At 70.9% G+C, this 22,331-nt stretch carries 18 protein-coding genes; 14 read left to right on the top strand and 4 right to left on the bottom strand.

The annotated features are described in order from the left end of the window. Positions 1 to 50 precede the first annotated feature (50 nt). Positions 51 to 1,016: a helix-turn-helix transcriptional regulator gene (locus tag ACWCP0_RS29560; protein ID WP_451081821.1), complete on the top strand. Its 966-nt coding sequence runs from the start codon at positions 51 to 53 to the stop codon at positions 1,014 to 1,016. On the opposite strand, the gene ctaD is transcribed toward ACWCP0_RS29560, so the two are convergent. Further along, positions 967 to 2,691 (bottom strand): aa3-type cytochrome oxidase subunit I, encoded by a 1,725-nt coding sequence (ctaD, locus tag ACWCP0_RS29555; protein WP_451081820.1) that lies wholly within the window; start codon positions 2,689 to 2,691, stop codon positions 967 to 969. The two genes, ACWCP0_RS29560 and ctaD, sit on opposite strands and share 50 nt — an antisense overlap. Before the next feature lie 456 nt (positions 2,692 to 3,147). Between ctaD and ACWCP0_RS29550 the strand changes: the two genes are divergently transcribed. Next, positions 3,148 to 3,363, top strand: a complete 216-nt coding sequence (locus tag ACWCP0_RS29550) for an I78 family peptidase inhibitor (RefSeq protein ID WP_451081819.1) — start codon at positions 3,148 to 3,150, stop codon at positions 3,361 to 3,363. A gap of 137 nt (positions 3,364 to 3,500) precedes the next feature. On the opposite strand, the gene ACWCP0_RS29545 is transcribed toward ACWCP0_RS29550, so the two are convergent. Beyond that, positions 3,501 to 4,583 carry a phosphatase PAP2 family protein gene (locus tag ACWCP0_RS29545; protein ID WP_451081818.1) on the bottom strand — a complete coding sequence of 361 codons (1,083 nt, stop codon included), beginning with the start codon at positions 4,581 to 4,583 and terminating at the stop codon, positions 3,501 to 3,503. A 424-nt stretch (positions 4,584 to 5,007) separates the two neighbouring features. Between ACWCP0_RS29545 and ACWCP0_RS29540 the strand changes: the two genes are divergently transcribed. Together ACWCP0_RS29540 and ACWCP0_RS29535 are read left to right on the top strand one after the other, a co-directional pair. Beyond that, positions 5,008 to 6,816: an MFS transporter gene (locus ACWCP0_RS29540; protein ID WP_451081817.1), complete on the top strand. Its 1,809-nt coding sequence runs from the start codon at positions 5,008 to 5,010 to the stop codon at positions 6,814 to 6,816. A 77-nt stretch (positions 6,817 to 6,893) separates the two neighbouring features. Continuing rightward, entirely contained in the window at positions 6,894 to 8,084 is a 1,191-nt protein-coding gene (locus tag ACWCP0_RS29535; RefSeq protein WP_451081816.1) for an acyl-CoA dehydrogenase family protein, read from the top strand. 47 nt (positions 8,085 to 8,131) lie between these two features. Here ACWCP0_RS29535 and ACWCP0_RS29530 read toward each other — a convergent pair whose 3' ends face one another. After that, entirely contained in the window at positions 8,132 to 8,566 is a 435-nt protein-coding gene (locus ACWCP0_RS29530; RefSeq protein WP_451081815.1) for a cell division protein SepF, read from the bottom strand. Positions 8,567 to 8,863: 297 nt separating this feature from the next. Between ACWCP0_RS29530 and ACWCP0_RS29525 the strand changes: the two genes are divergently transcribed. From ACWCP0_RS29525 to ACWCP0_RS29495, 7 genes are all read left to right on the top strand, one after another. Further along, positions 8,864 to 10,090: a DUF5685 family protein gene (locus ACWCP0_RS29525; RefSeq protein WP_451081814.1), complete on the top strand. Its 1,227-nt coding sequence runs from the start codon at positions 8,864 to 8,866 to the stop codon at positions 10,088 to 10,090. Positions 10,091 to 10,940: 850 nt separating this feature from the next. Then, positions 10,941 to 12,731, top strand: a complete 1,791-nt coding sequence (locus ACWCP0_RS29520; RefSeq protein WP_451081813.1) for an FAD/NAD(P)-binding protein — start codon at positions 10,941 to 10,943, stop codon at positions 12,729 to 12,731. Positions 12,732 to 12,921: 190 nt separating this feature from the next. Next, positions 12,922 to 13,989: an LLM class flavin-dependent oxidoreductase gene (locus ACWCP0_RS29515; RefSeq protein WP_451081812.1), complete on the top strand. Its 1,068-nt coding sequence runs from the start codon at positions 12,922 to 12,924 to the stop codon at positions 13,987 to 13,989. After that, positions 13,986 to 15,356, top strand: a complete 1,371-nt coding sequence (locus ACWCP0_RS29510) for an NtaA/DmoA family FMN-dependent monooxygenase (RefSeq protein ID WP_451081811.1) — start codon at positions 13,986 to 13,988, stop codon at positions 15,354 to 15,356. The genes ACWCP0_RS29515 and ACWCP0_RS29510 overlap by 4 nt, the downstream gene beginning before the upstream one ends. A gap of 5 nt (positions 15,357 to 15,361) precedes the next feature. Continuing rightward, the gene (locus ACWCP0_RS29505) at positions 15,362 to 16,150 is read left to right on the top strand and encodes a DUF1684 domain-containing protein (RefSeq protein WP_451081810.1); all 789 of its coding nucleotides are present in this window, start codon (positions 15,362 to 15,364) and stop codon (positions 16,148 to 16,150) included. Between the two features lie 254 nt (positions 16,151 to 16,404). Further along, positions 16,405 to 17,310 (top strand): S1 family peptidase, encoded by a 906-nt coding sequence (locus ACWCP0_RS29500; RefSeq protein WP_451081809.1) that lies wholly within the window; start codon positions 16,405 to 16,407, stop codon positions 17,308 to 17,310. Positions 17,311 to 17,479: 169 nt separating this feature from the next. After that, the gene (locus tag ACWCP0_RS29495; protein ID WP_451081808.1) at positions 17,480 to 17,959 is read left to right on the top strand and encodes a hypothetical protein; all 480 of its coding nucleotides are present in this window, start codon (positions 17,480 to 17,482) and stop codon (positions 17,957 to 17,959) included. Positions 17,960 to 17,966: 7 nt separating this feature from the next. On the opposite strand, the gene ACWCP0_RS29490 is transcribed toward ACWCP0_RS29495, so the two are convergent. Further along, the gene (locus ACWCP0_RS29490; RefSeq protein ID WP_451081807.1) at positions 17,967 to 18,869 is read right to left on the bottom strand and encodes a DUF4231 domain-containing protein; all 903 of its coding nucleotides are present in this window, start codon (positions 18,867 to 18,869) and stop codon (positions 17,967 to 17,969) included. 229 nt (positions 18,870 to 19,098) lie between these two features. Here ACWCP0_RS29490 and ACWCP0_RS29485 point away from each other — a divergent pair, with 229 nt between their 5' ends. From ACWCP0_RS29485 to ACWCP0_RS29475, 3 genes are read left to right on the top strand one after another with little or no spacing between them, the layout of a single operon-like run. Continuing rightward, positions 19,099 to 19,263 (top strand): FXSXX-COOH protein, encoded by a 165-nt coding sequence (locus ACWCP0_RS29485; protein ID WP_351232986.1) that lies wholly within the window; start codon positions 19,099 to 19,101, stop codon positions 19,261 to 19,263. Positions 19,264 to 19,303: 40 nt separating this feature from the next. Then, the gene (gene fxsBH / locus ACWCP0_RS29480; RefSeq protein ID WP_451081806.1) at positions 19,304 to 21,529 is read left to right on the top strand and encodes a radical SAM/SPASM protein FxsBH, inactivated beta-hydroxylase extension form; all 2,226 of its coding nucleotides are present in this window, start codon (positions 19,304 to 19,306) and stop codon (positions 21,527 to 21,529) included. Then, the gene (locus ACWCP0_RS29475; RefSeq protein ID WP_451081805.1) at positions 21,519 to 22,295 is read left to right on the top strand and encodes an aminoglycoside N(3)-acetyltransferase; all 777 of its coding nucleotides are present in this window, start codon (positions 21,519 to 21,521) and stop codon (positions 22,293 to 22,295) included. Before fxsBH ends, ACWCP0_RS29475 begins: the two co-directional genes overlap by 11 nt. Positions 22,296 to 22,331 lie beyond the last annotated feature (36 nt).

Genomic DNA, 22,331 nt, shown 5'->3' with positions numbered 1-22,331 from the left:
CCGCGAGCTTGAGGACAGCAGCTGTCCGCAAGCCCTGACAGACTCGCTTCATGCTGGAAACCTCGGCACGACTGCTGCGCCTGCTCTCCCTGCTGCAGGCCCACCGCGAATGGTCGGGCGCCGAGCTCGCCGAACGGCTCGGCGTCACCCCGCGCACGGTGCGCCGGGACGTCGACCGGCTGCGCGAGCTCGGTTATCCCGTGAACGCCAGCCCCGGCACCGGCGGCGGCTATCAGCTCGGCGCGGGGGCCGAGCTGCCGCCGCTGCTGCTCGACGACGACGAGGCCGTGGCGGTCGCGGTCGGTCTGCGCACCGCCGCCGGCAACGGCATCGAGGGTATCGGCGAGTCGTCCGTACGCGCCCTCGCGAAGCTGGAGCAGGTGCTGCCCCACCGGCTGCGCCGCCGGGTCGGTGCCCTGAACGCCTTCACCGTCCCGCTGCTGCGTCCGCCCCAGGCCCAGGTCGACCCGTCCGTCCTGACCGAGCTGGCCCATGCCTGCCGGGACGGTGAGCGGCTGCGCTTCGCCTACGAGGACCACAACGGCTCGGCGACCCGGCGCACCGTGGAACCGCACCGGCTGGTGTGCACCGAGCGCCGCTGGTACCTCGTCGCCTGGGATCTGGACCGCTCGGACTGGCGTACGTTCCGGGTCGACCGGATCACCCCGAAGCCGCCGCACGGCCCGCGCTTCGCCCCGCGTACGCCGCCCGCCGAGGATCTCGCCTCCTATGTCTCCAACGGCGTGTCGACGGCCGCGTACGCCGTGAGGGCGGTGATCAGGCTGAGGGTGCCGGTCGAGCGGGCCGCCGAGGCCGTGTCACCGTCGGCCGGCGTACTGGAGGCCGAGGGGCCGGAGAGCTGTCTGCTGCACACGGGTGCGGGAAGCCTCGACGTGATGGTCGTTCATGTGGTCCTGATGGGCTTCGACTTCGAGGTCGTCGAGCCGAAGGAACTGACCGAGCACCTCAGGACGGTCCGGGACCGGCTGTCCCGGGCCCTGGGATCTCCCGGCTGACGTCGTCGTGCGGAGCCTCGGCTACGGCCGGCCGCGTGGCGGCCCACTCCGGGTGGTGCAGATCGAACGCGGGGGACTCGGAGCGGATCCGGGGGAGGACGGCGAAGTTGTGCCGGGGCGGCGGACAGGAGGTCGCCCACTCCAGCGACCGGCCGAACCCCCACGGATCGTCGACCTCCACCTTCTTCGCGTACTTGGCGGTTTTCCAGACGTTGTAGAGGAACGGCAGCGTGGACATGCCGAGCAGGAAGGCGCCGATGGTGGAGACCGTGTTGAGCACCGTGAAGCCGTCGGCGGCCAGATAGTCCGCGTAGCGCCGCGGCATGCCCTCCGCGCCCAGCCAGTGCTGTACGAGGAAGGTGACCTGGAAGCCGATGAAGAGCGTCCAGAAGTGGATCCTGCCGAGCCGCTCGTCGAGCATCCTCCCGGTGAACTTGGGCCACCAGAAGTAGAAGCCCGCGAACATCGCGAAGACGACCGTGCCGAAGACCGTGTAGTGGAAGTGGGCGACGACGAAGTACGAGTCGGTCACCTGGAAGTCCATCGGCGGCGATGCGAGGATGACGCCGGTCAGGCCGCCGAGCAGGAACGACACCAGGAAGCCGACCGACCACAGCATCGGGGTCTCGAAGGACAGCGATCCCCTCAGCATCGTGCCGGTCCAGTTGAAGAACTTCACGCCGGTCGGCACGGCGATCAGGAAGGACAGCATCGAGAAGAAGGGCAGCAGCACCGCTCCGGTGGCGAACATATGGTGCGCCCACACCACCACCGAGAGCCCGGTGATGGCCATGGTGGCGCCCACGAGCGTGGCGTAGCCGAAGATCGGCTTCCGCGCGAAGACCGGGATGATCTCCGTGATGATGCCGAAGAACGGCAGGGCGATGATGTAGACCTCGGGATGGCCGAAGAACCAGAAGAGGTGCTGCCACAGCAGCGCGCCTCCGTTCTCCGCCTGGAAGACGACGGAGCCGAACCTGCGGTCGGACTCCAGCACCAGCAGTGCCGCCGCCAGCACGGGGAACGCCGCGAGCACCAGGATCGTGGTGAAGAGGACGTTCCAGGTGAAGATCGGCATCCGGAACATCGTCATGCCGGGCGCCCGCATCCCGATGATCGTCGCCAGGAAGTTCACGGACGTGAGGATCGTGCCGAATCCGGAGAACGCGAGCCCCATGATCCACAGATCGATGCCGATCCCGGGGGAGCGCTCCAGGCTGTTGAGCGGAGCGTAGGCGGTCCAGCCGAAGGCCGCGGGACCGGTGGGCACCAGCAGCGAGCCCAGCACCATCAGCCCGTCGAAGAGGAACAGCCAGTACGAGAACATGTTCAGCCGCGGGAAGGCCACGTCGGGCGCCCCGATCTGCAGCGGCACGAGCTCGTTGGCGAAGCCGGCGAAGGTCGGCGTCGCGAACAGCAGCAGCATGATCGTGCCGTGCAGGGTGAAGGCCTGGTTGAACGCCTGATTCGTCATCAGCTGGAGTCCGGGGCGGGCCAGCTCGGCCCGCATCAGCATCGCCATCAGCCCGGCGGCCAGGAAGAAGACGAACGACGTGATCAGGTAGAGATGCCCGATCTTCTTGTGGTCGGTGGTCGTGAGCCAGTCCACCACCATCCGGCCCCGCCTCCGGAGGGGCGCCTCGGCGGCGGTCGCCGCAGTGGTGTCCGTCCCCATCGTTGCCCCCTCGCGGTCCGCGGTGCGGGCCTCGTCCGGTACTGGTTCGGTCTCGGGCTGGAGCCATGATGCTAGGCACCCGGCACCACCCGACAGGCCGCGGACACGGATCCGGACACCGCGCGATACGCATACGGGTGACCGGCTGATTCGTCCCGAAGTAGGGATGGCCTAAGTAATGATGAATTCCCGAATGTCCATGGTGCGGAAAAGGGCATCGGCAGGCGAAATTCAGGAGTCTGGAATGAGGGCGTCCGGTGAAGTTCGGGCAGATCTGTGAATTTCCTGTGCGGGCGACTTCGTTTTTGCTTACGAGTGATCGTGCGCGCGCTGAACGCGTGTCGTGATCCTGTGACACAAGTGTGACCGCTGGGGTACGTGGGGATGCTGATACGCGTACCACTCTCGCCTCTGCGGACTTCCGTCACCGTCCGCTGCCACCTACGGTGAGGTCCCATGGCATCGATTCCGACACCTTCCGCCGAGCCCGACGACACCCCCGAAACGTACGTCGGCCTCGACGCCGACAGCGCGGAGAGCCGCGCCCGCAGCCGGGGGTGGAGCACCGTCAGATCGCTGCCGCCCGGCGCCATCATCACCATGGAATACCTGGTGGGACGGCTGAATTTCGAGGTCGACGGCGGCAGGGTCGTCCGCTGCTGGAAGGGCTGACGCCGACGAACGGACTGACGCTGTCTCAGCGGGCGTCCACCACCCACACACATGGTGAAGGCCCCCGACCGAGGTCGGGGGCCTTCACCATGTGCGGGACCGGCTGTTCGTGCCGCCCCCGCTTCCGTCCGGCGCCGTCAGCTGCCGCCTGGCACCGGACGCGAACGCGGCGGACGGCGGCTGCCGGCCGGGGCGACCGGGCTGTTGTGCGGGGTGTGCGCGGCGTGCGGCGTGTGCACGCCGTGCCCGGAGCGCACGACCGCGTGCGGACGCGACTGCGTGAGCTGCGCGGTCGCCGTGGCGGCCGTCGCGGCAGCCGTGGTGCCGGCCGGTGCGCCCGCACCCGGCGTCCGGCCGCCTGTGCTGCCCGCGCCCATCGGGCTGCGCGCCGGCTCGCCGTCCTCCGATGCCGCACGCTGAGGGTATATGGCGGGCCGCGGGCCGCCTGCGGCGACCGGAAGCGAAGGCACCGGCAGACGGCGCGTCCGCAGCTGGTCGCGCGCCTGGTCGCGCAGCGACAGGATGAAGGCCTCGGCGCGACCGATCACCGGCTCGCACCACGGCAGCGCCAGCAGGATCAGCAGCCCGGCTGCCCAGCCCAGCACGACGTCGCTCAGCCAGTGCGTACCGAGGTAGACGGTGGTGAGTCCGACGCCCAGGGCGACCACGGCGGACAGCGCCGAAAGATAGCGCCGGGCCCGCGGGGTGGTGGCGAGGTAGGCCAGGATTCCCCAGGTCACCACGGCATTGGCGGTGTGGCCCGAAGGAAATATATCCCCGCCGGCGAAGAGCTCGGGGGAGCCGATCCGGGTCGCGTAGTGGGGACCCAGCCGCCCGAGGCCGAGCTTGACCGAGCCCACCGTCAGGTTCAGCAGCAGCAGGGAGGCGCCGAGCACCAGCAGCGGCCGCAGGGTGTGCTGCCGCCAGGAGCGCCAGCCCAGCCAGGCCGCCACCATGACCGCGGTGGGGCCGCGCTGTCCGAGCACCACGAAGTAGTCCAGAAACGCGTGCAGCTCCGGCCACTGCTGATACGGCCGGAAGAGCATGACCTTCCAGTCGAGGGTCACCAGCCAGGACGAGACGAGCACGGCGACGACGATGGCGAGATAGAACGCCAACGTCCCGCCGAAGAGAGCGAGACGGGTGCGGCTCATCCGCGGGATCTCTATCTTCGGCGGCTCCGGCTCCCGGTCCAGACGGGCAAAGATGTCGGTACGCACCCAATCGACGTTACAGCGAGTGAGTGTGAGCCCAGGCCGATCCCGGCTGTTCGTGATGACGATGTGATGTGGAGTATGTCTCAGCCGCACATTCATTCCCCGTAGCGGCCGGAAATGGAGGGGGCCTTGTGCCTATTGCGGAGCTGGGCTTCTCCGTAAGTGTGTTTGTACGCGGAGAAAGCAGTTCACGCGAATGCCGCACGGAATTCCGGGGCCGTTCGGAGCACGGCGGGTACCACCGCCGTGGCGCGCCCGGCGTGGCGTACGCCACACCCCGTGGTTCGTCGAGGTGAGAGGTGCGCCACGCACCGGCGCCCCGGACTCGCGTACGCTGGCTGATCACTCGCCCGCCGATGCCGGGCCGCCCAGCGGGCCACGCCCCCGGCTGGCCCACCGACGCGAGAGACTCATGGGAGGTACGTGCATGGACGGGACGACCACGGCCGGACCACGCGTGCGTGCCACCGGCGGCGGTGCCAACCGCTGGGTCGTCCTTCTCGTCCTCTGTGTCAGCCTGCTTCTTGTCGCCCTCGACGCCACCGTGCTCCATGTCGCCGTGCCGGCCGTCACCGAGGACCTCCGCCCGACCGGGGTGGAACTCCTCTGGATCGTCGACGCGTACCCGCTGGTGTGCGCCTCGCTGCTGATCCTCTTCGGCACGCTCGGCGACCGCGTCGGTCGCCGCCGCATACTGCTGCTCGGTTACGCGCTCTTCGGCGTGGCCTCCGCCGTCGCCGCCGTCGCCACCACCCCCGAGGTGCTCATCGCGGCCCGCGCCCTGCTCGGTGTCGGCGGCGCGATGATCATGCCCGCGACGCTGTCGATCCTCCGTGCGGTCTTTCCCGACCGGCGCGAGCGGGCCACCGCCATCGGCATCTGGACCGCGGTCGCCGCCGTCGGCGCGGCCACCGGACCGGTGCTCGGCGGCTTCCTCGTCCAGCACTTCTGGTGGGGCTCGGTCTTTCTCGTCAACATCCCGCTGATGGCGATGATCCTGCCGGTCAGCCGCTGGCTGTTGCCCGAGTCCAGAGGCAGCGGCAACGGCCCCTGGGACGTCGTCGGCGCGTTGATGGCCGCGGCGGGTGTGCTCGCTGTGGTCCTCGGCGTGAAGCGCCTCGGTGTCGGCCACGGCCTCCTGGAGCTCCGCACCGCGGGCCCGCTGCTCGCCGGAGCCCTGCTCCTCGTCCTCTTCGTGCGCCGTCAGCGGCGCCGCGTGCATCCCCTCATCGACATGCGGATGTTCCAGCGGGCGACCTTTACCACGGCGGTCGGCTGCATCGTGCTGGCCATGCTCGCCCTGGTCGGTCTGGAGCTGATCGCCGTCCAGTACCTCCAACTGGTCCTCGGGCTGAGCCCGCTGGAGACCGGGCTGAGGCTGCTGCCGCTCACCTTCGCCGCCATGGCGGCCGGCGCGACCGGCTCGTACACCCTGCGCCGCATCGGCCCGCGCCGGATGGTCGGATGGGGCTTCGTGCTGACCGCCGGAGCCGTGCTGCTGCTGACGCTGATGGGGCATCACGACCGGCCGCTGCTGCTCACCGCCGGGTTCGTGCTCCTCGGCTTCGGGCTGCAGACCACGCTCTTCGCGGCCTACGAGTCGATGCTCAGCGAGGCCCCCGCAGCGCAGGCGGGCGGCGCCGCGGCCATCGGCGAGACGTCCTACCAGCTCGGTGCCGGAATGGGCATCGCGCTCCTCGGCAGTGTCATGAACGCCGCGTACGCCCCCGGGCTGACCGGTGCCTCCGGGGTGCCCGGCGCCGCCCGTACCGCCGCCGCCAACTCGCTCGGCGAGGCCTACCAGGTGGCGGCGGCGCTGGGCGGCCCGGCAGGGGACGCGCTGCGGATCGCCGCGCGGTCCTCGTTCGTCCACGGTCTGCACGTCACCCTGCTGGTGAGCGCCGGGCTGCTGCTGCTCGGGGCGGTCGCGGCGCTGCGGCTGCCCAAGGTGATGGAGTGCGCGGCCCTGCCGGCGAAGCTGCCCGAGCAGGTGCCGCACGAGTCGCACGCGGTGCCGGCGGGGCACGAGTTGCCGGAGCAGGCGCCTCGCGAGCCGTACGACTCGCATGAATCGTACGAATCGCGTGAGCCGTGCGAGCCGCATGAATCGTACGAATCGCGTGAGCCGTGCGAGCCGCATGAGCTCGCCGAGCGCCACGATCCGGTGGCGGTCCCGGCGCGCCGCGCACCCGCGGAGGCGGCGGGCGCGATCGGCCCTGGACGCACGGCACACTGAGCCGTAACGTCAGCGCCGAGCATTAACTATCACTGCTAGGTTCTGCCAGCGCCGTGCGAGCCGCCGGAGGCACCCTCATGTCCGCATCCTCGAAGCTGCCGCCCTTCGATCCCGCCGACCCGCTCGGAGTCGACGATCTCCTGGAGCCGGAGGATCTCGCGATCCGCGACACCGTCCGCTCCTGGGCCACCGACCGCGTACTGCCCCACATCGCCGACTGGTACGAGCGCGGCGAACTCCCCGGCATCCGCGAGCTCGCCCGCGAACTCGGCTCGATCGGCGCGCTCGGCATGTCGCTGACCGGTTACGGCTGCGCGGGGGCCACCGCCGTCCAGTACGGCCTGGCCTGTCTCGAGCTGGAGGCCGCCGACTCCGGCATCCGCTCCCTCGTCTCCGTGCAGGGCTCGCTCGCCATGTACGCGATCTGGAAGTACGGCTCCGAGGAGCAGAAGCAGCGCTGGCTGCCCTCCATGGCGGCGGGCGAGACCATCGGCTGCTTCGGGCTGACCGAGCCCGACCACGGCTCGGATCCGGCCGGAATGCGTACGTACGCCAAGCGCGACGGCGGCGACTGGGTGCTGACGGGCCGCAAGATGTGGATCACCAACGGCTCGGTCGCCGGGGTGGCGGTCGTCTGGGCGCAGACCGACGACGGCATCCGCGGTTTCGTCGTGCCGACGGACGCGCCCGGCTTCTCGGCCCCCGAGATCATGCACAAATGGTCGCTGCGGGCGTCGGTGACCAGCGAACTCGTCCTCGACGAGGTGAGGTTGCCCGCCGATGCCGTACTCCCGGAGGTCACCGGGCTGAAGGGTCCGCTCAGCTGTCTGTCGCACGCGCGCTACGGCATTGTCTGGGGCGCGATGGGCGCGGCCCGGTCCAGCTTCGAGGCGGCGCTCGACTACGCGAAGACGCGCGAGCAGTTCGGCAAGCCCATCGGCGGCTTCCAGCTCACCCAGGCCAAGCTCGCCGACATGGCGCTCGAACTGCACAAGGGGATCCTGCTCGCCCACCACCTCGGGCGGCGGATGGACGCGGGAACGCTCCGCCCCGAGCAGGTCAGCTTCGGAAAGCTGAACAACGTACGGGAAGCGATCGAGATCTGCCGCACCTCGCGCACGATTCTCGGCGCGAACGGGATCTCACTCGAGTACCCCGTGATGCGGCATGCGACCAACCTCGAGTCGGTGCTCACCTACGAGGGCACCGTCGAGATGCACCAGCTGGTGCTGGGCAAGGCGCTCACCGGGCTCGATGCCTTCCGGTAGACCGGGAGGCGCAAGAAGGTACCGGGAGGTACGGGCGAGCGCCCTGCTCAGCTCTGGTTGTAGAAGCCGTCGCCGGGCCGGCCCGACGACTCCGCGCTGACGATCTCCGTGTCGGCGGGGGTCAGCAGGAAGACCCGCGTCGCCACGCGCTCGATCGAGCCGCGCAGACCGAAGGTCAGGCCGGCCGCGAAGTCCACGACGCGCTTGGCGTCGGTGGGCTCCATCGACGTGAGGTTGACGATGACCGGGACACCGTCCCGGAAGAGCTCCCCGATGGCGCGTGCGTCACGGAAGCCGTTCGGCGAGACGGTCGCGATCCGGCGGCCCTGCTCCTGCGCCGACTCGGAGGCCACCCGGACCCGCGGGTCGGTCACCCACTGGTCGGCGGCTTCTGCACCCTCGGTGTACTCGTCGTCGTAGTACCGCTCGTCGTTGTCCTCGACGAGTCCCAGCCATGCACTCGCCTTGCGCACCGATGCCATGGACGCCTCCTTTCACCGCGGTCACTTGTGGTTCCGCATCCCTATGGTCGTCCATGATGCGGATCGCGCGCCAAGTGGATAGTCGCCGCGCAGGGGATTCGTGACGTACCTGGTGCAGAAGATGTGGCGATTCGTCAAGATTCCTGCTGCGTACGGGGCCTGAGGGGGGTTCATAAGCCTCATATCGGAGCAAAATATAAATGTCGGGCCGGATGGGTGACGCTGAGGGCGTACGGGTGAACGCAGCGGCCGGTACGATGCGGCCCGCGCACTCGGACGACTCTCGGGGGGAATGTCGTGTTCGGAATCGTCAGGCCCTGCACCCACCGGCTCACCGACGGCCTCAAGACGGAGTGGATGGCTCATCTCTGCGGGCTGTGTCTGGCACTTCGCTCGGACCACGGCCAGCTCGCCAGGGTCGTCACGAACTACGACGGGCTCATCGTCTCGGTTCTGACGGAGGCTCAGACCGTGCGCACGGCCGAGCTGCGTCGCACGGCGGGGCCCTGTCCGCTGCGTGCCATGCGCACCGCACCGGTCGCACGGGGCGAGGGTGCCAGGCTGGCCGCCGCGGTCTCGTTGGTGCTGGCCTCGGCGAAGGTGCGGGACCACGTCGCCGACCGGGACGGGGTGTTGGCGCGCAGGCCGGTGGCCGCGGCGGCCCGCAAGGTGGCGCTGAGCTGGGACCGCGCGGGCGCACGGACCGGGCGCGAGCTGGGCTTCGACACCGCCGTGCTGGTCGACGCCGTCGACCGGCAGACCGGGATCGAGGCGCTGGCCGGCCCGGGAACGCCGCTGCTGGCAGTGACCGAGCCGACCGAGACGGCGACCGCGGCCGCCTTCGCCCACACCGCCGTGCTCGCCGGGCGGCCGCAGAACGTGGCGCCGCTGGCCGAGGCGGGCCGGCTGTTCGGCAGGCTCGCGCATCTGCTGGATGCCGTCGAGGACAGGGAAGCTGACGCCGCGTCGGGAGCCTGGAACCCGCTCACCGCGACCGGCACCCCGCTCGCCGAGGCGCGGCGGCTCGCGGACGACGCGCTGCACGGCATCAGGCTCGCCCTGCGCGACGCGGAGTTCGTCGACGACAAACTGCTGCATGTGCTGCTCGCGCACGAGCTGCGGCGGTCGGTCGACCGGGCCTTCGGCACGACGACCTGCTCCCACCAGGGGCACGGACAGCAGCCGCCGCAGGGAAACCCCTATGCAGGCGCCGGCACCCCCGGCGGCGGCCCGTACGGGTCGAACAATCCGTACGGCGGCGGCTCGGGCATGCCCGGCGGCGCCGGTGGTCCCGGGGGCCCCGGCGGGCTGCCGCCCCAGTTCGGCACCGGTGATGCGCACCGTCCGAAGCCGCGCGGCTTCTGGGCGGGTTGCGGGGCCTTCATCGGCCTGTGCTGCACGTGCAAGATCTGCTGCGCGAAGGAGTACGAGGGTCCGTGGTCCCGCAAGAAGCGGGAGGGCTGCTGCCACAAGTGCGACTGCGACTGCAGCTGCGACTGCTGCTGCCCCTGCGACGGCTGCTAGCGGCTTGCGGCGGGCCTCGGCCGCGCCAGACCTCCGTGGACGTGACCGGTACCGCCCGGTCGACCCGCCTGTCCGCCTCGAGCGCCGGACGGGCTGGGTGTGTGGCCGGTACCGCGGGATGGGTCGGGGTGTCTGTCCTCAAGCGCCTGGCGGGCTTGATGTGGGCCCGTACCGCCGGGTGGTTCGGTGCCCGTCCTCAGGGGTCGGACAGGTTTGGTCTGGGCCCGTACCGCCGGGCGGCCTGGGTGTCCGGCCTCCATTGCCGGACGCGCTCCGGAGGTGCTCCATTCCCCATGCCCGCCAGGGCGTGCGGGGCAGGGGTCCGGGGCGGAGACCCGAAGCCTCGGCCCCGGCCGCAGTTCGAGGCGCGGGGGTCCGGGGCGGAGCCCCCGCAAGCGGGTCCGGGGGCTTGCCCCCAGTGGGGCGGGGCGGGGAGAAAGCCCGCCGCAGACAGCAGACAGCAGACGACAAACGACAGACGACAGACGACAGACGAGGGGAGGGGGTACAGCTACACGCGCGTGAAGGCACCGCGGAACCGCGCTAATCACCGCGCGGAGGAAAACGCAGGGGGTCGGCTCAACAGGGTCGTCTCAACAGGACGACGACCACACTCGACCGAAGTCGATGTGGGAGCGCGTGACCAGCCACTGCCGTGAATGCATGGCCCAAGTGGAGCAGGCATCCGTTTCCCCGTCAACTGACGTGAGACGTACGGCTCACAGTCCGGACAGCCTTGACAACGTGCCGCGTGTACCCCCTAGCCTCGAGACGCGGACCCCGCTGAGGGGCTCGGTCCGCGTGAAGGCACTTCCCGTGTTCGATCTCTGCATCCACGGAGAGCCTTCGCATGTCCCTCACCCCGAGGCCGGCCGTTGTCGTCGTCGGCGCCGGCCCCCGCGGCACCGGCTTCCTCGAGCGACTGGCCGCCAACGCCCCCGCCCTGTACCAGGACGTGGAACTGGACGTCCATCTCGTGGACCCGTTCCCGGCCGGCGGCGGGCGGATCTGGCGCCAGGACCAGTCCCCGCTGCTCTGGATGAACTCCATGGCCGAGGACGTCACCATGTTCACCGACGACTCGGTGAAGCTGGCGGGGCCGGTCCGCCCGGGGCCGACGCTCGCCGAGTGGGCGGGCCTCGACGGGCAGAGCTTCCCCAGCCGCCGACAGCAGGGCGCGTATCTGCGCTGGGTGCACGAACGGGCCGTCGCCGCGCTGCCTCCGGGTGTCGCCGTCCACGAGCACCGGACCCGGGCGCTGCGGGTGAGCGGCCCGCGCGACGGCCGTCAGCGCGTATGGCTCGAAGGGCGCGGGACACCCCTCCTCGCCGATGCCGTCGTCCTCACCCTCGGGCATCTGGACGCCGAACCCGACGACGAGCAGCGGAAGCTGGCCGAATTCGCCGCCCGCCACGGGCTGGTCCACGTGCCCCCGGACTTCACCGCCGACAGCGACCTGTCCGCCGTCCCCGCCGGGGAGCCCGTCATCGTGCGCGGCTTCGGACTCGCCTTCATCGACCTCATGGTGCTGCTGACCGAGGGCCGCGGCGGACGGTACGAAGGCGATGCGTACCGCCTGTCGGGCAGGGAGCCCGTCCTGTACGTCGGCTCGCGGCGAGGCGTCCCGTACCACTCCAAGATCGGCTACATCTGGCAGGGCGAACGCCCGCCGCTGCCCCGCTTCTTCGGGCCCGCGCAGACCGACGAGCTGCTGAGCCGGCCCGGACGGCTCGACTTTTGGCGGGATCTTTGGCCACTCATCGACAAAGAGCTCGGCCACGCCCACTACCACCGCCTCTTCACCGCCCACCCCGAGCGGACCAGGGGCGACCGGCGGGCGTTCGAGGCGGCCTACGCAGCCGCCGCACCCGGCAGCGCCGCACTCGACGCGCTCGTGTCCGCCGCAGTCCCCGACCCCGCCGACCGGCTCGATCTCGAAGCCCTCGACCATCCGCTCGACGGGGTGCGCTACCCCACGTCCGACGCCCTCCAGGACGGACTGCGCAGCTACATCACCGCCGACCTCACCCGCCGTCACGACCCGGGCCGGAGCGAGGACATCGCCGTGTTCCTCGGGCTCCTCTCCGTCTACGGTCAGCTCGTGCGGCTCGGCGACCTCGGCGACGGCGGCCGTTGGCACGGCTTCTTCTCCTACCTGGCATCGGGGCCGCCCGGCCCCCGGCTGCGGCAGCTGCTCGCCCTCTCCCGCGCGGGTGTCGTCCGCTTCCTCGGCCCCGGCATCACCGTCGAGGCCGACGAACGCCGCGGGCTCTTCCGGGCGGGGAGTCCCGCCGTACCGGGGGAGTGGACAGAGGCCCGCGCCCTCGTCGAGGCCCGGCTGCCCGACCCTACGCTGGAGCGCACCCGCAGCCCGCTGCTGAGCGCGCTGTACGCCGACGGGGCGCGCGCCACCGCGGACGGGCTGCTCCGCGTCGACCCGGAGGACGGGCGGATCCTGGAGCGCGGCGACCGGCCGCATCCGCGCCGCTTCGCACTCGGGCCGCACACCACGTCCCGGGCGGGCGCCGCCTTCACCCGGCCGCGCACGGGCGGGCCCGCGTTCGCGCAGAACGACGCCGCCGCGCGCGCCGTGCTCGGCCTCCTCCGAGAACTCTCCTGCCGGGCCCCGCTCAGCGCCTGACCGACCTCGACCCCGACCCGCTTCCTCCGGCTCCGATCCCCGACCCGCTTCCTCCGGCTCCGATCCCCGCCCCCGCTTCGTCCGGCTCCGATCCCCGCCCCCGCTTCGTCCGGCTCCGATCCCCGCCCCCGCTTCGTCCGGCTCCGATCCCGCCCCGCCCCCGTCCCTGACCACTTCGGAGAGGTTCCGCATGCCTGCCACCCGCCCGCTGCATCTGGCCGTCGCCCTCGACGGCCCGGCGCAGTACGACCCGGCGTACTACGTCGGCCTCGCCCGCCTCGCCGAGCGGGGCGCCCTCGACTTCGTCACCCTCGGCGACTCCTTCGCCCGGCCCGGACTCGACGCCCTCGCGGTGCTGTCCAGAGTCGCGCCCGCCACCGACCGGATCGGTCTGGTGCCGACCGTCACCACCACCCACACCGAGCCGTTCCATGTGTCCACGGCCGTGGCCACCCTCGACTGGGTGAGCCGCGGACGGGCCGGCTGGGCGGTCGGGGTCTCGGCCACGGAGGCCGAGGCCCGGCTCTTCGGGCGGCGCCCCGCCGCGCCGCCCGAAGAGCTGTGGCGGGAGGCGGGCGAAGTCGCCGATGTGGTCGCCCGGCTGTGGGACAGCTGGGAGGACGACGCCGAGATCCGCGACATCCCGACAGGGCGCTTCATCGACCGTGACAAGCTCCACCACGTCGACTTCCGGGGCAGCACGTTCAGCGTCCGCGGCCCGTCGATCGTCCCCAGGCCGCCGCAGGGCCGTCCCGTCACCGTCGTCGACGGGACCACCGCCGCGAGCCGCGGGACCACCCTGCGCCACGCCGATGTCGTCCTCGTACGCGCAGGCGCCCCCGAACAGGCTGCGGCCCTGCGGGAGGACATACGCCGCGGGGCGGAGGACGACGGCCGTGACCCGGACACGCTCCGGGTGCTCCTCTCGCTGGTCGTCGATCTCGGAGAGGGTGAGTCCGCGCCCGAACCCGGCCTCGTCAGCGGCCCGCCCCTCGCGGGCGGCGGCCCGCACTTCAGCGGAGGCCCCGTCGACCTCGCCCGGCTGATCGCCGACTGGCACACGGACGGTGTCGTGGACGGCTTCCATCTCGCGCCGATCGCACCCCGCAGGGACCTGGAACGGATCGTCAACGGCACCGTCGCGCTGCTCCAGCACCGCAGCCTGTTCCGCACCTTCTACCCGGGCGGCACGCTCCGCGAGCACCTGGGTCTCGCCCGCCCCGTCAGCCGCTACGCACGTGCCGGGGGAGCCGCATGACCACCGTGCGCAGCCACCGCCGCCGGAGGCCGCCCAGGAAGCACCTTCATCTCGCCGCCCACTTCCCGGGCGTCAACAACACCACCGTCTGGGCCGATCCCCGCTCCCGCAGCCAGATCGACTTCTCCTCCTTCGAGCACCTCGCCCGCACCGCCGAACGCGGACTCTTCGACTTCTTCTTCCTGGCCGAGGGGCTGCGGCTGCGCGAGCACAAGGGCCGCCTCCACGACCTGGACGTCGTCGGCAGACCCGAGTCGATCACCGTCCTCAACGCGCTCGCCGCCGTCACCGACCGGCTCGGCCTCGCCGCCACGGTGAACGCCACCTTCAACGAGCCGTACGAACTCGCCCGCCGGCTCGCCTCGCTGGACCACCTCAGCGGCGGGCGAGCCGCCTGGAACGTCGTCACCTCGTCCGACGCCTTCACGGGCGAGAACTTCCGCCGCGGCGGCTACCTCGACCGGGCCGACCGCTACACAAGGGCCGAGGAGTTCGTCAGGGCCGCCCGCGAGCTGTGGGACTCCTGGACACCGGACGGCACCTCCCGGCCCTTCGCCCACCACGGACAACACTTCACGATCGAAGGCGAGTTCACCGTCCCCCGCTCCCCGCAGGGCCACCCCGTCGTCATCCAGGCCGGCGGCTCGGACGAGGGCCGCGAGTTCGCCGCCTCGTCCGCCGACGTGGTCTTCGCCGGCTGGGCGTCCGGGGGGCACCCCCCAGGAAAACACGGCAGCAGGAACGGCACGCTGGAGGCGGGCCGCGCCTTCTACGCCGACGTCAAGGCGCGACTTGCGCGCCACGGTCGCCGGCCCGACGACCTCAAGATCATGCCGGGTGTCTCCTTCGTCCTCGGCGACACCGACGCCGAGGCCCAGGAGAAGGCCGCCGAGATCCGCAGACAGCAGATCTCGCCGCAGAACGCGATCCTCGCGCTCGAACTGGTCTGGGGCCGCGACCTCTCCTCGTACGATCCCGACGGCCCGCTCCCCGCCATCGACCCCGACCCGGACTCCCACCTCGTCCAGGGCCGGGTGCGCATCGCCGAGCCCCTCGCCGTCGCCGCCGAGTGGCGTGCCCTGTCGGAGGCCAAGGGCCTGTCCATCCGGCAGACGGTCATCGAGACCACCGCGCGGCAGTCCTTCATCGGCACGCCTGCGGGCGTCGCCGCCGCCCTCGACGAGTACGTACGGACCGAGGCGGCCGACGGCTTCATCCTCGTCCCGCACCTCACCCCCGGCGGCCTCGACGACTTCGTCGACCAGGTCGTGCCGCTCCTCCAGGAACGCGGAGCCTTCCGCACGCGCTACACAGGTACGACCCTGCGGTCGCATCTGGGGCTCGCCGAGCCGGTGTGGAAGGGTTGACCACCATGCGCACCGATCCGCGGCAGGACTGGAAGCACTGGCACGAGGAGCGCGTCGCCACGATCTCGGGACCGTACGGACCGCTCTCCCTGCGCGGCACCTACTGGCTTTCCGACGTCCCGGAAGGTCGAATTCCGGCCGTCCCCGGAGAGTGGCGCGAGGACGGCGACGACGTGGTGCTGACCGCCACCGGCGAGGACGGGCTCACGCTGGACGGACAGCCCCTGACGGGCCAGGCCCGGCTCGGCGTGGACCATGCTCCGGTGCACGCGTCGCGCGTGGCGCACGGCGAGCGCCGACTGGTCGTCCTGCGCCGCGAAGGGCTGTTCGCATTACGGGACTTCGACCCGGACTCCCCGGCGCGCAGGGCGTTCCACGGCATCGAGGCGTCGCCGTACGACCCGCGCTGGACGGTGCCGGGCACCTTCCGTCCGTACGACGAACAGCGCACCGTGCGGGTGGAGAACGCCGACGGACGGCAGCGCGGTCTGGGTCTCTCCGGCGAGATCGTCTTCGAACTCGGCGGCGTGACGCACAGCCTCCGGGCCGCCGTCGAGTCCGACGGCTCGCTGTGGGCCGTCTTCGCCGACGCCACCAGCGGGGACAGCAGTTACCGCTTTCGCTTCCTGCGCCCCGAGGCGCCCGCCGACAACCGCTCGGTGACCGTCGATCTCAACCGGGCGATACTTCCGCCGTGTGCCTTCGCCGATCACTTCATCTGTCCCTTCCCACCCCCCGGCAACACACTCCCCTTGGATGTCACCGTCGGCGAACGGAACCTCCTCGCCCGCTGATCCGTCTCAGGTGACAGCAGCACTCCCAGCCCCGGCCGGAGCACCCACGGTCAGGGGCACTTGGGCATGGAGCGGCGCAGGCGGCCGAAAGGCGCCCTTGCGCGGGTTGTTGACGCCCCGAATACTCCCGAGCAGCGCTTGTCAGGGCCACGGCGAATCCGGAATCCGGAACATTCGCCGACGTCTGCTGACTGCGCCTCACGGGCCCGTCACCCCACAGCCGGGCCCCCGATTCCCCTCGGGAGGAACGAGAAGTGAGGATCAAGCGCACCACCCCTCGTAGCGGCTTCGCGAGACGAACCCGTCTGCTCGCCGTCACCACCGGCCTCGTCGCCGCCGCAGCGCTGGCCGTCCCCACCGCCAGTGCCGACGAGGCTCCCCGCACCTTCAGCGCGACGCAGCTCTCCGCCGCGAGCGACGCCGTGCTCGACGCCGATGTGGCCGGTACCGCCTGGCACATCGACAAGGCGACCAACACCCTGGTCGTCACGGTGGACTCCACCGTCTCCAAGGCCGAGATCGCCGAGATCAAGCGGGAGGCGGGCACCAACGCCGCCGCGCTCCGCATCGAGCGCACCTCCGGCACGTTCTCCAAACTGATCTCCGGCGGCGACGCCGTCTATGCGAGTAGCTGGCGCTGCTCCCTCGGCTTCAATGTCCGGAACAGCGCGGGTACGTCGTACTTCCTGACGGCCGGTCACTGCACCGACGGCGCGGGCACCTGGTACGCCAACTCCGCCCGCACCACCGTCCTCGGACCGACCGCGGGCTCCAGCTTCCCGGTCAACGACTACGGCATCGTCCGCTACACCAACACGTCGATCGCCAAGCCGGGCACCGTCGGCAGTGTCGACATCACCAGCGCGGCCAACGCCACCGTCGGCATGTCCGTGACCCGGCGCGGCTCCACGACGGGTACCCACAGCGGGACCGTCACCGGCCTCAACGCCACGGTCAACTACGGCGGCGGTGACATCGTCTACGGCATGATCCGCACCAACGTGTGCGCCGAGCCCGGTGACAGTGGCGGCCCGCTCTACTCCGGCAGCCGGGCCATCGGTCTGACCTCCGGCGGAAGCGGCAACTGCAGCTCCGGCGGCACGACCTTCTTCCAGCCGGTCACCGAGGCCCTCAGCGCCTACGGCGTCAGCGTCTACTGACCCGAGCGCCATTGATCCGAGCGCCCGTCGACCCGAGCGCACGGTGATTCGAACGCACGGTGATCCGAACGCACAGAGCCCCCGCCCGGACCTTGGGCGGGGGCTCGAACGTATTGCACACTTTTGAGAGGATGGCAGAGCGGTCGGCCACAGAGGGATCGGGGGGCGGATGAAGCGCATCGGGGTGACCGGCCACAGGATCATTCCGCCCGAGGCCATGGCCCATGTCCAGGCCGTCATGAAAGCGACGCTGTGCGGCCACGAGGGAGCCATGGTCGCCCTCTCCAGCCTCGCAGAGGGCGCCGACCAGCTCTTCGCCGACATCGCTCTGGACTGCGGCGCCGAGCTGACCGTGGTGATCCCGAGCGGTGACTACGAGGAGGGGTTCGCCGATCCCGAGGCACTGGCCTGCTACCTCCGGCTCAAGGGCCGCGCCACCCAGGAGGTCCGGATGGCCTACTCGCACTCCACGGACGAGGCCTATTACGCGGCCGGTGCCTATATCGCCGACAACTGCGACCGGCTGCTCGCGGTCTGGGACGGCCGCCCCGCCCGCGGGCTCGGCGGTACCGGCGACATCGTCCGGTACGCGCGCGAGCGGGGCAAGCCTGTCACGGTGATCTGGCGGGACGGCGTCGAGCGCAGCTGAGGCGACGTCAACTCCGGTGCCTCACCAGCCAGTCCGTGTGCTGGGGGGAGACGATCCGCTCGGTCTCGTAGACGGCCGACGGCCACTGCTGCTCGGTCACCGAGGTCTCCATGGCGATATGGATCGCGGCCAGGTCCTCCTCCACGAGTGAGTGGGCCGCGATCAACGGCTGATGCCGGCGGATCTCGCTCCACGCCAGACACGCCGCCGCGGCCGCCGACAGCAGCCCGAGCGGCTCGGCCGAGTCCGTCACGGTGAAGGTGCGCAGGATGCCGAGGAACAGGGCCAGCAGCGTGAGCAGAGCGATGGTGACCTGCCACAGCACGGTGGCGCGCCGGGAGACCTCCGCGCGCCGGTGGTACCAGTTGCGCTGCTCGATCAGCCGGTCCCGTACGTACGTCTCCTTGCGCACGGTGAAGGGCTTCTCCCGCAGCAGCCGCATCGGTGTGGTGATGAGCTCCGAACCCGCGGCGCTCTCCCCGTTCTCCCGCGGGTCCGCCCAGCCCACCTTCCGCAGCTCCTGCAGGCCCTCCTCCAGCCGGGTGGTGAACAGCCGGTCAGGATCGGGTGAGTTGGCGTCGAAGGGTGTTCCGTGGACCGCGTACCGCCAGCACAGGGAGCGGATGAACTCCGCTGCGGAGCGGTTGAGTTGCCAATGCGACTTTGCTCGGTGGCGGGATGTGCGGAAGCCGACGACGAGGACGCCCGCATACGCCAACGCGCTGAGTGCGCCCACGAGTTGGAAGGAGTCGCCGATCGCCCCCCGCCACGGCAGCGCTGCCAGCGCGGCACCGAGGACGAGGAGGAGCAGCTGCAGCCGGGTGCCGTTGACGGCCTCCCGTTGCCGTGTGATGGCCGTCTCGTCCGTGCGGTGGAAGAGAACCGGCAGATCAGCGTTTCGAAGGACCATGCTTTGCAGATGGCCATCTTTACCGGCCATGTGCACCCCCCTCGGCGGATTTGGCTTCACTCGATCGATGGAATGGCTTGTTCCGTACGGGGTGGGGAATACTCGCGCAACGCTTCTGTCTCAGCTCAACGTGCCGAGTTGCTGTGGGTGGCCATGAGAGTAAAGTCGTGCCGCCAGCACTGCAATGGTGCGGTTCCTTGTTCGCACAACATCACCTAGGACGGCCGTCGTGACCTTCCAGACCTCAGCCACCTTCGCCGCCGCGAAGAAGAATCGTGTGCCTGTCACCGAGATCGACGTGCGCGGCGCCGATGCCGCCAGGAAGCTGGGCCGCGTGCGTCCCGCTGCCGTCGACCGTTCCGCCCGGGTGTCGAGTTTCAACTCGGCTCTCTAGTCGGGCGTCAGGCCGTGCGGCCTGACCCTAGACTGGTGGAATGACAGGACCCCTGGTCCCATTCCGTGAGATCGTCCTCAAGGTGCACAGTAGGTGCGATCTCGCATGCGACCACTGCTATATCTACGAACACGCAGATCAGAGCTGGCGAACCCGCCCGAAAACTATCTCTGACGAAGCGATTCTCCGGACGGCCCGGCGACTGGCCGAGCACGCAAGGGACCATGCACTGCCCTCCGTGTCAGTGATCCTGCACGGAGGGGAGCCATTGCTGGCGGGCCCCGCCCGGTTACGACGGATCTGCGAGGAGCTCACGCAAGCTCTCGACGGCGTCGCCGCGCTCGACCTGCGGATCCACACGAACGGTCTGCAACTCAGCCCCCGCTATCTCGACCTCTTCGACGAGTTCGACGTCAAGGTGGGCATCTCCCTCGACGGCGACAAGGCGGCCAACGACCGCCACCGCCGCTTCGCGGACGGCCGCAGCAGCCACCCCCTCGTCATCCGGGCCGTGGAACTGCTCGCCCAGGACCGCTACCGCCATCTCAACCTCGGCCTCCTCTGCACGATCGACGTGGCGAACGACCCCGTCGCCGTTCTCGACGCGCTGATGGAGCTCGACCCCCCGCGCATCGACTTCCTGTTGCCGCACGCCACCTGGGACGAGCCGCCCCCGAGGCCCGACGGCTCGCCCACGGCGTACGCCGACTGGATCCTCACCGTCTTCGACCGCTGGGACCGGCAGGGCCGCCGCGTTCCGGTGCGGCTCTTCGAGTCGGTCCTGTCCACGCTCTCCGGCGGCCCCAGCCTCACCGAGTCGCTGGGCCTCGCCCCCACCGATCTCGTCGTCGTCGAGACCGACGGCACGCTCGAGCAGGTCGACTCCCTCAAGAGCGCCTACGAGGGCGCCGCAGCCACCGGCTTCGACGTCTTCACGCACTCCTTCGACGAGGTCGCGGCCCATCCCGGCGTGCGTGCCCGCCAACTGGGCCTCGCCGGCGTCAGCGAGACCTGCCGCCAATGCCCCGTCGTACGTTCGTGCGGAGGCGGCCTCTACACCCACCGGTACCGCACCGGCACCGACTTCGACAACACCTCCGTGTACTGCACCGATCTGGAGGCCCTGGTCCGCGGCATCGAGCTGCGCACCTCCGCCGCGTCCGTGTCACCCGCGGTGGCCGACGACGCCGTACTCGGCACCGAACAGCACGAGCTGACCTGGCTGCTGCTCGCCGGCCTCAACAGCGAGCTCGCCGGGCGGGGCGGCGAGGACTGGGATCGCGCCTGGGAGCTCACGGCCGCCGTCGAGCGCGCCGACGGCGGCGGCTTCGACGACGTGATGGCCCATCCGTACACGCGCAGCTGGCTGCTCGACGCCCTGGACGCCCTGCAGGAGGAACGGCCGGGCGCCACCGCCGCTCCGGCCGCCCGGCTGTCCGCGTCCGTCGCCGCCGCCGTCGTACGAGGCGGGCCCGATCTGCCCGTGCACGTGCCGTACGAGAACGGTGCGCTGCTGCTGCCGGCCCTCGGCGAGCTGCGGTTCACCGACGTCGCGGAGCGCGGTACCGCCGAGGTGCGACCCGTCGAGAAGGGCTTCCTGGTGCGGGCGGGCGGCGTCGAGCGGCGCATCGACCTGCTCGACGAACCCGCCGTCGACTGGCGGCCCGTACGCCGGCTGGGCCGGGACGGGGCGCCGGATCTCGCGATCGACGACCTCGACCCGTACCGGGACTGCTTCGGCGTACCGGTCCTGTCACGGCTCGGCCTCGACGAGGCGGCCGACTGGACGCGACGGCTGGCCGGCGCGTGGAGCCTGCTGCGGGAGCGGGTGCCGCAGCAGGCCGGGGCTGCCGCCGGATCGCTGTCCACGCTGACCCCGCTGGCCCTCTCGGCCGGTGACGGGCCCGCGGTCGGCCGGCACGGGCTCGGTGCGCTCGGCCTGCCCCTGCACGGGGACGCGCGGGAGCTGGCGCTCGCACTGCTGCGCGGCCACCGGCGGGCGCGGCTGAGAGCCCTGCTGGACGTCACCGACCTCCATGCCGGGGACGGTTGGTGGACCCATCCCGCGCCGTGGCAGGAGGCACCGGTCCCGGTGTCGGAGCTGCTGGCGGGAGCCTATGAGCGGGCGGCGCTCGCCGCCTTCGAGCCGGGCAGCGCCGAGGCGGCCCTGCGGGCCGTCGAGACCCTGGAGCACGCGCCGGAACTGACCCTCGACGGCAAGCGCCTGCTGGCACAGCTGGGGGAAGAGGCCGCCCGTGGCGCCTGAGGGGGACAGGCTCGCGCAAGAGCTCGCGGAACTCGGGCTGTCGGCGGGGCACGTGGTGCTCGTCCACGCCTCGCTCAGCGGCACCGGCCTCGACGCCGCGACGCTGCGCGACGCGCTGCTGGCCGCGGTGGGCGAGGACGGCACGCTGGTCGTGCCCGCCTTCACCACCGACAACTCGGACACGTCCAGCGTCCATCTACAGCGGGTGGCCGGTATGACACCCACACAGGCGGCGGCCTTCCGGGCCACGATGCCGGCCTTCGACCCCGCCACGACGCCCTCCACGGGGATGGGCCGGTTGGCCGAGTCCGTACGGACCGCTCCGGGCGCCTTCCGCAGCACCCACCCGCAGGTCTCCTTCGCCGCGCTGGGCCGCCGGGCGGAGGAACTGCTCGCCGAACACCCCTTGAACTCCCATTACGGGGAGGATTCCCCGATGGGAGCCCTCTATCGGGCGGGGGCGCGGGTGCTGTTGATCAATGTGGGCTTCGCGGTCTGCACCGCCTTTCATCTCGCCGAATATCGCACCGGTGCACCGGCGCGGCGCTATCGCTGTGTGGTGCGTGGGACGGACGGTCCGGAATGGACGGAATACGAGGACGTCACGCTGGACGACGGCGATTTCGGCGTCATCGGAGACGCATTCGAGGCCATCGACGAGAACCGGGGGCAGAAGGGGCAACTGGGGAGAACGGCCGCAAGGTTGTTTTCGATCAGGGATGCGGTGGACCATGCCGTGGCGTGGATGACCGAAAAGCGGCCCTGATTGACTGACCGATGGGGGGGTGGAGCCGGTCTGCTC

The organism is Streptomyces sp. NPDC001970 (assembly GCF_053594115.1).
Note: the sequence above shows the minus strand (reverse complement) of the source record. Positions and strands in the feature narration are given on the sequence as shown.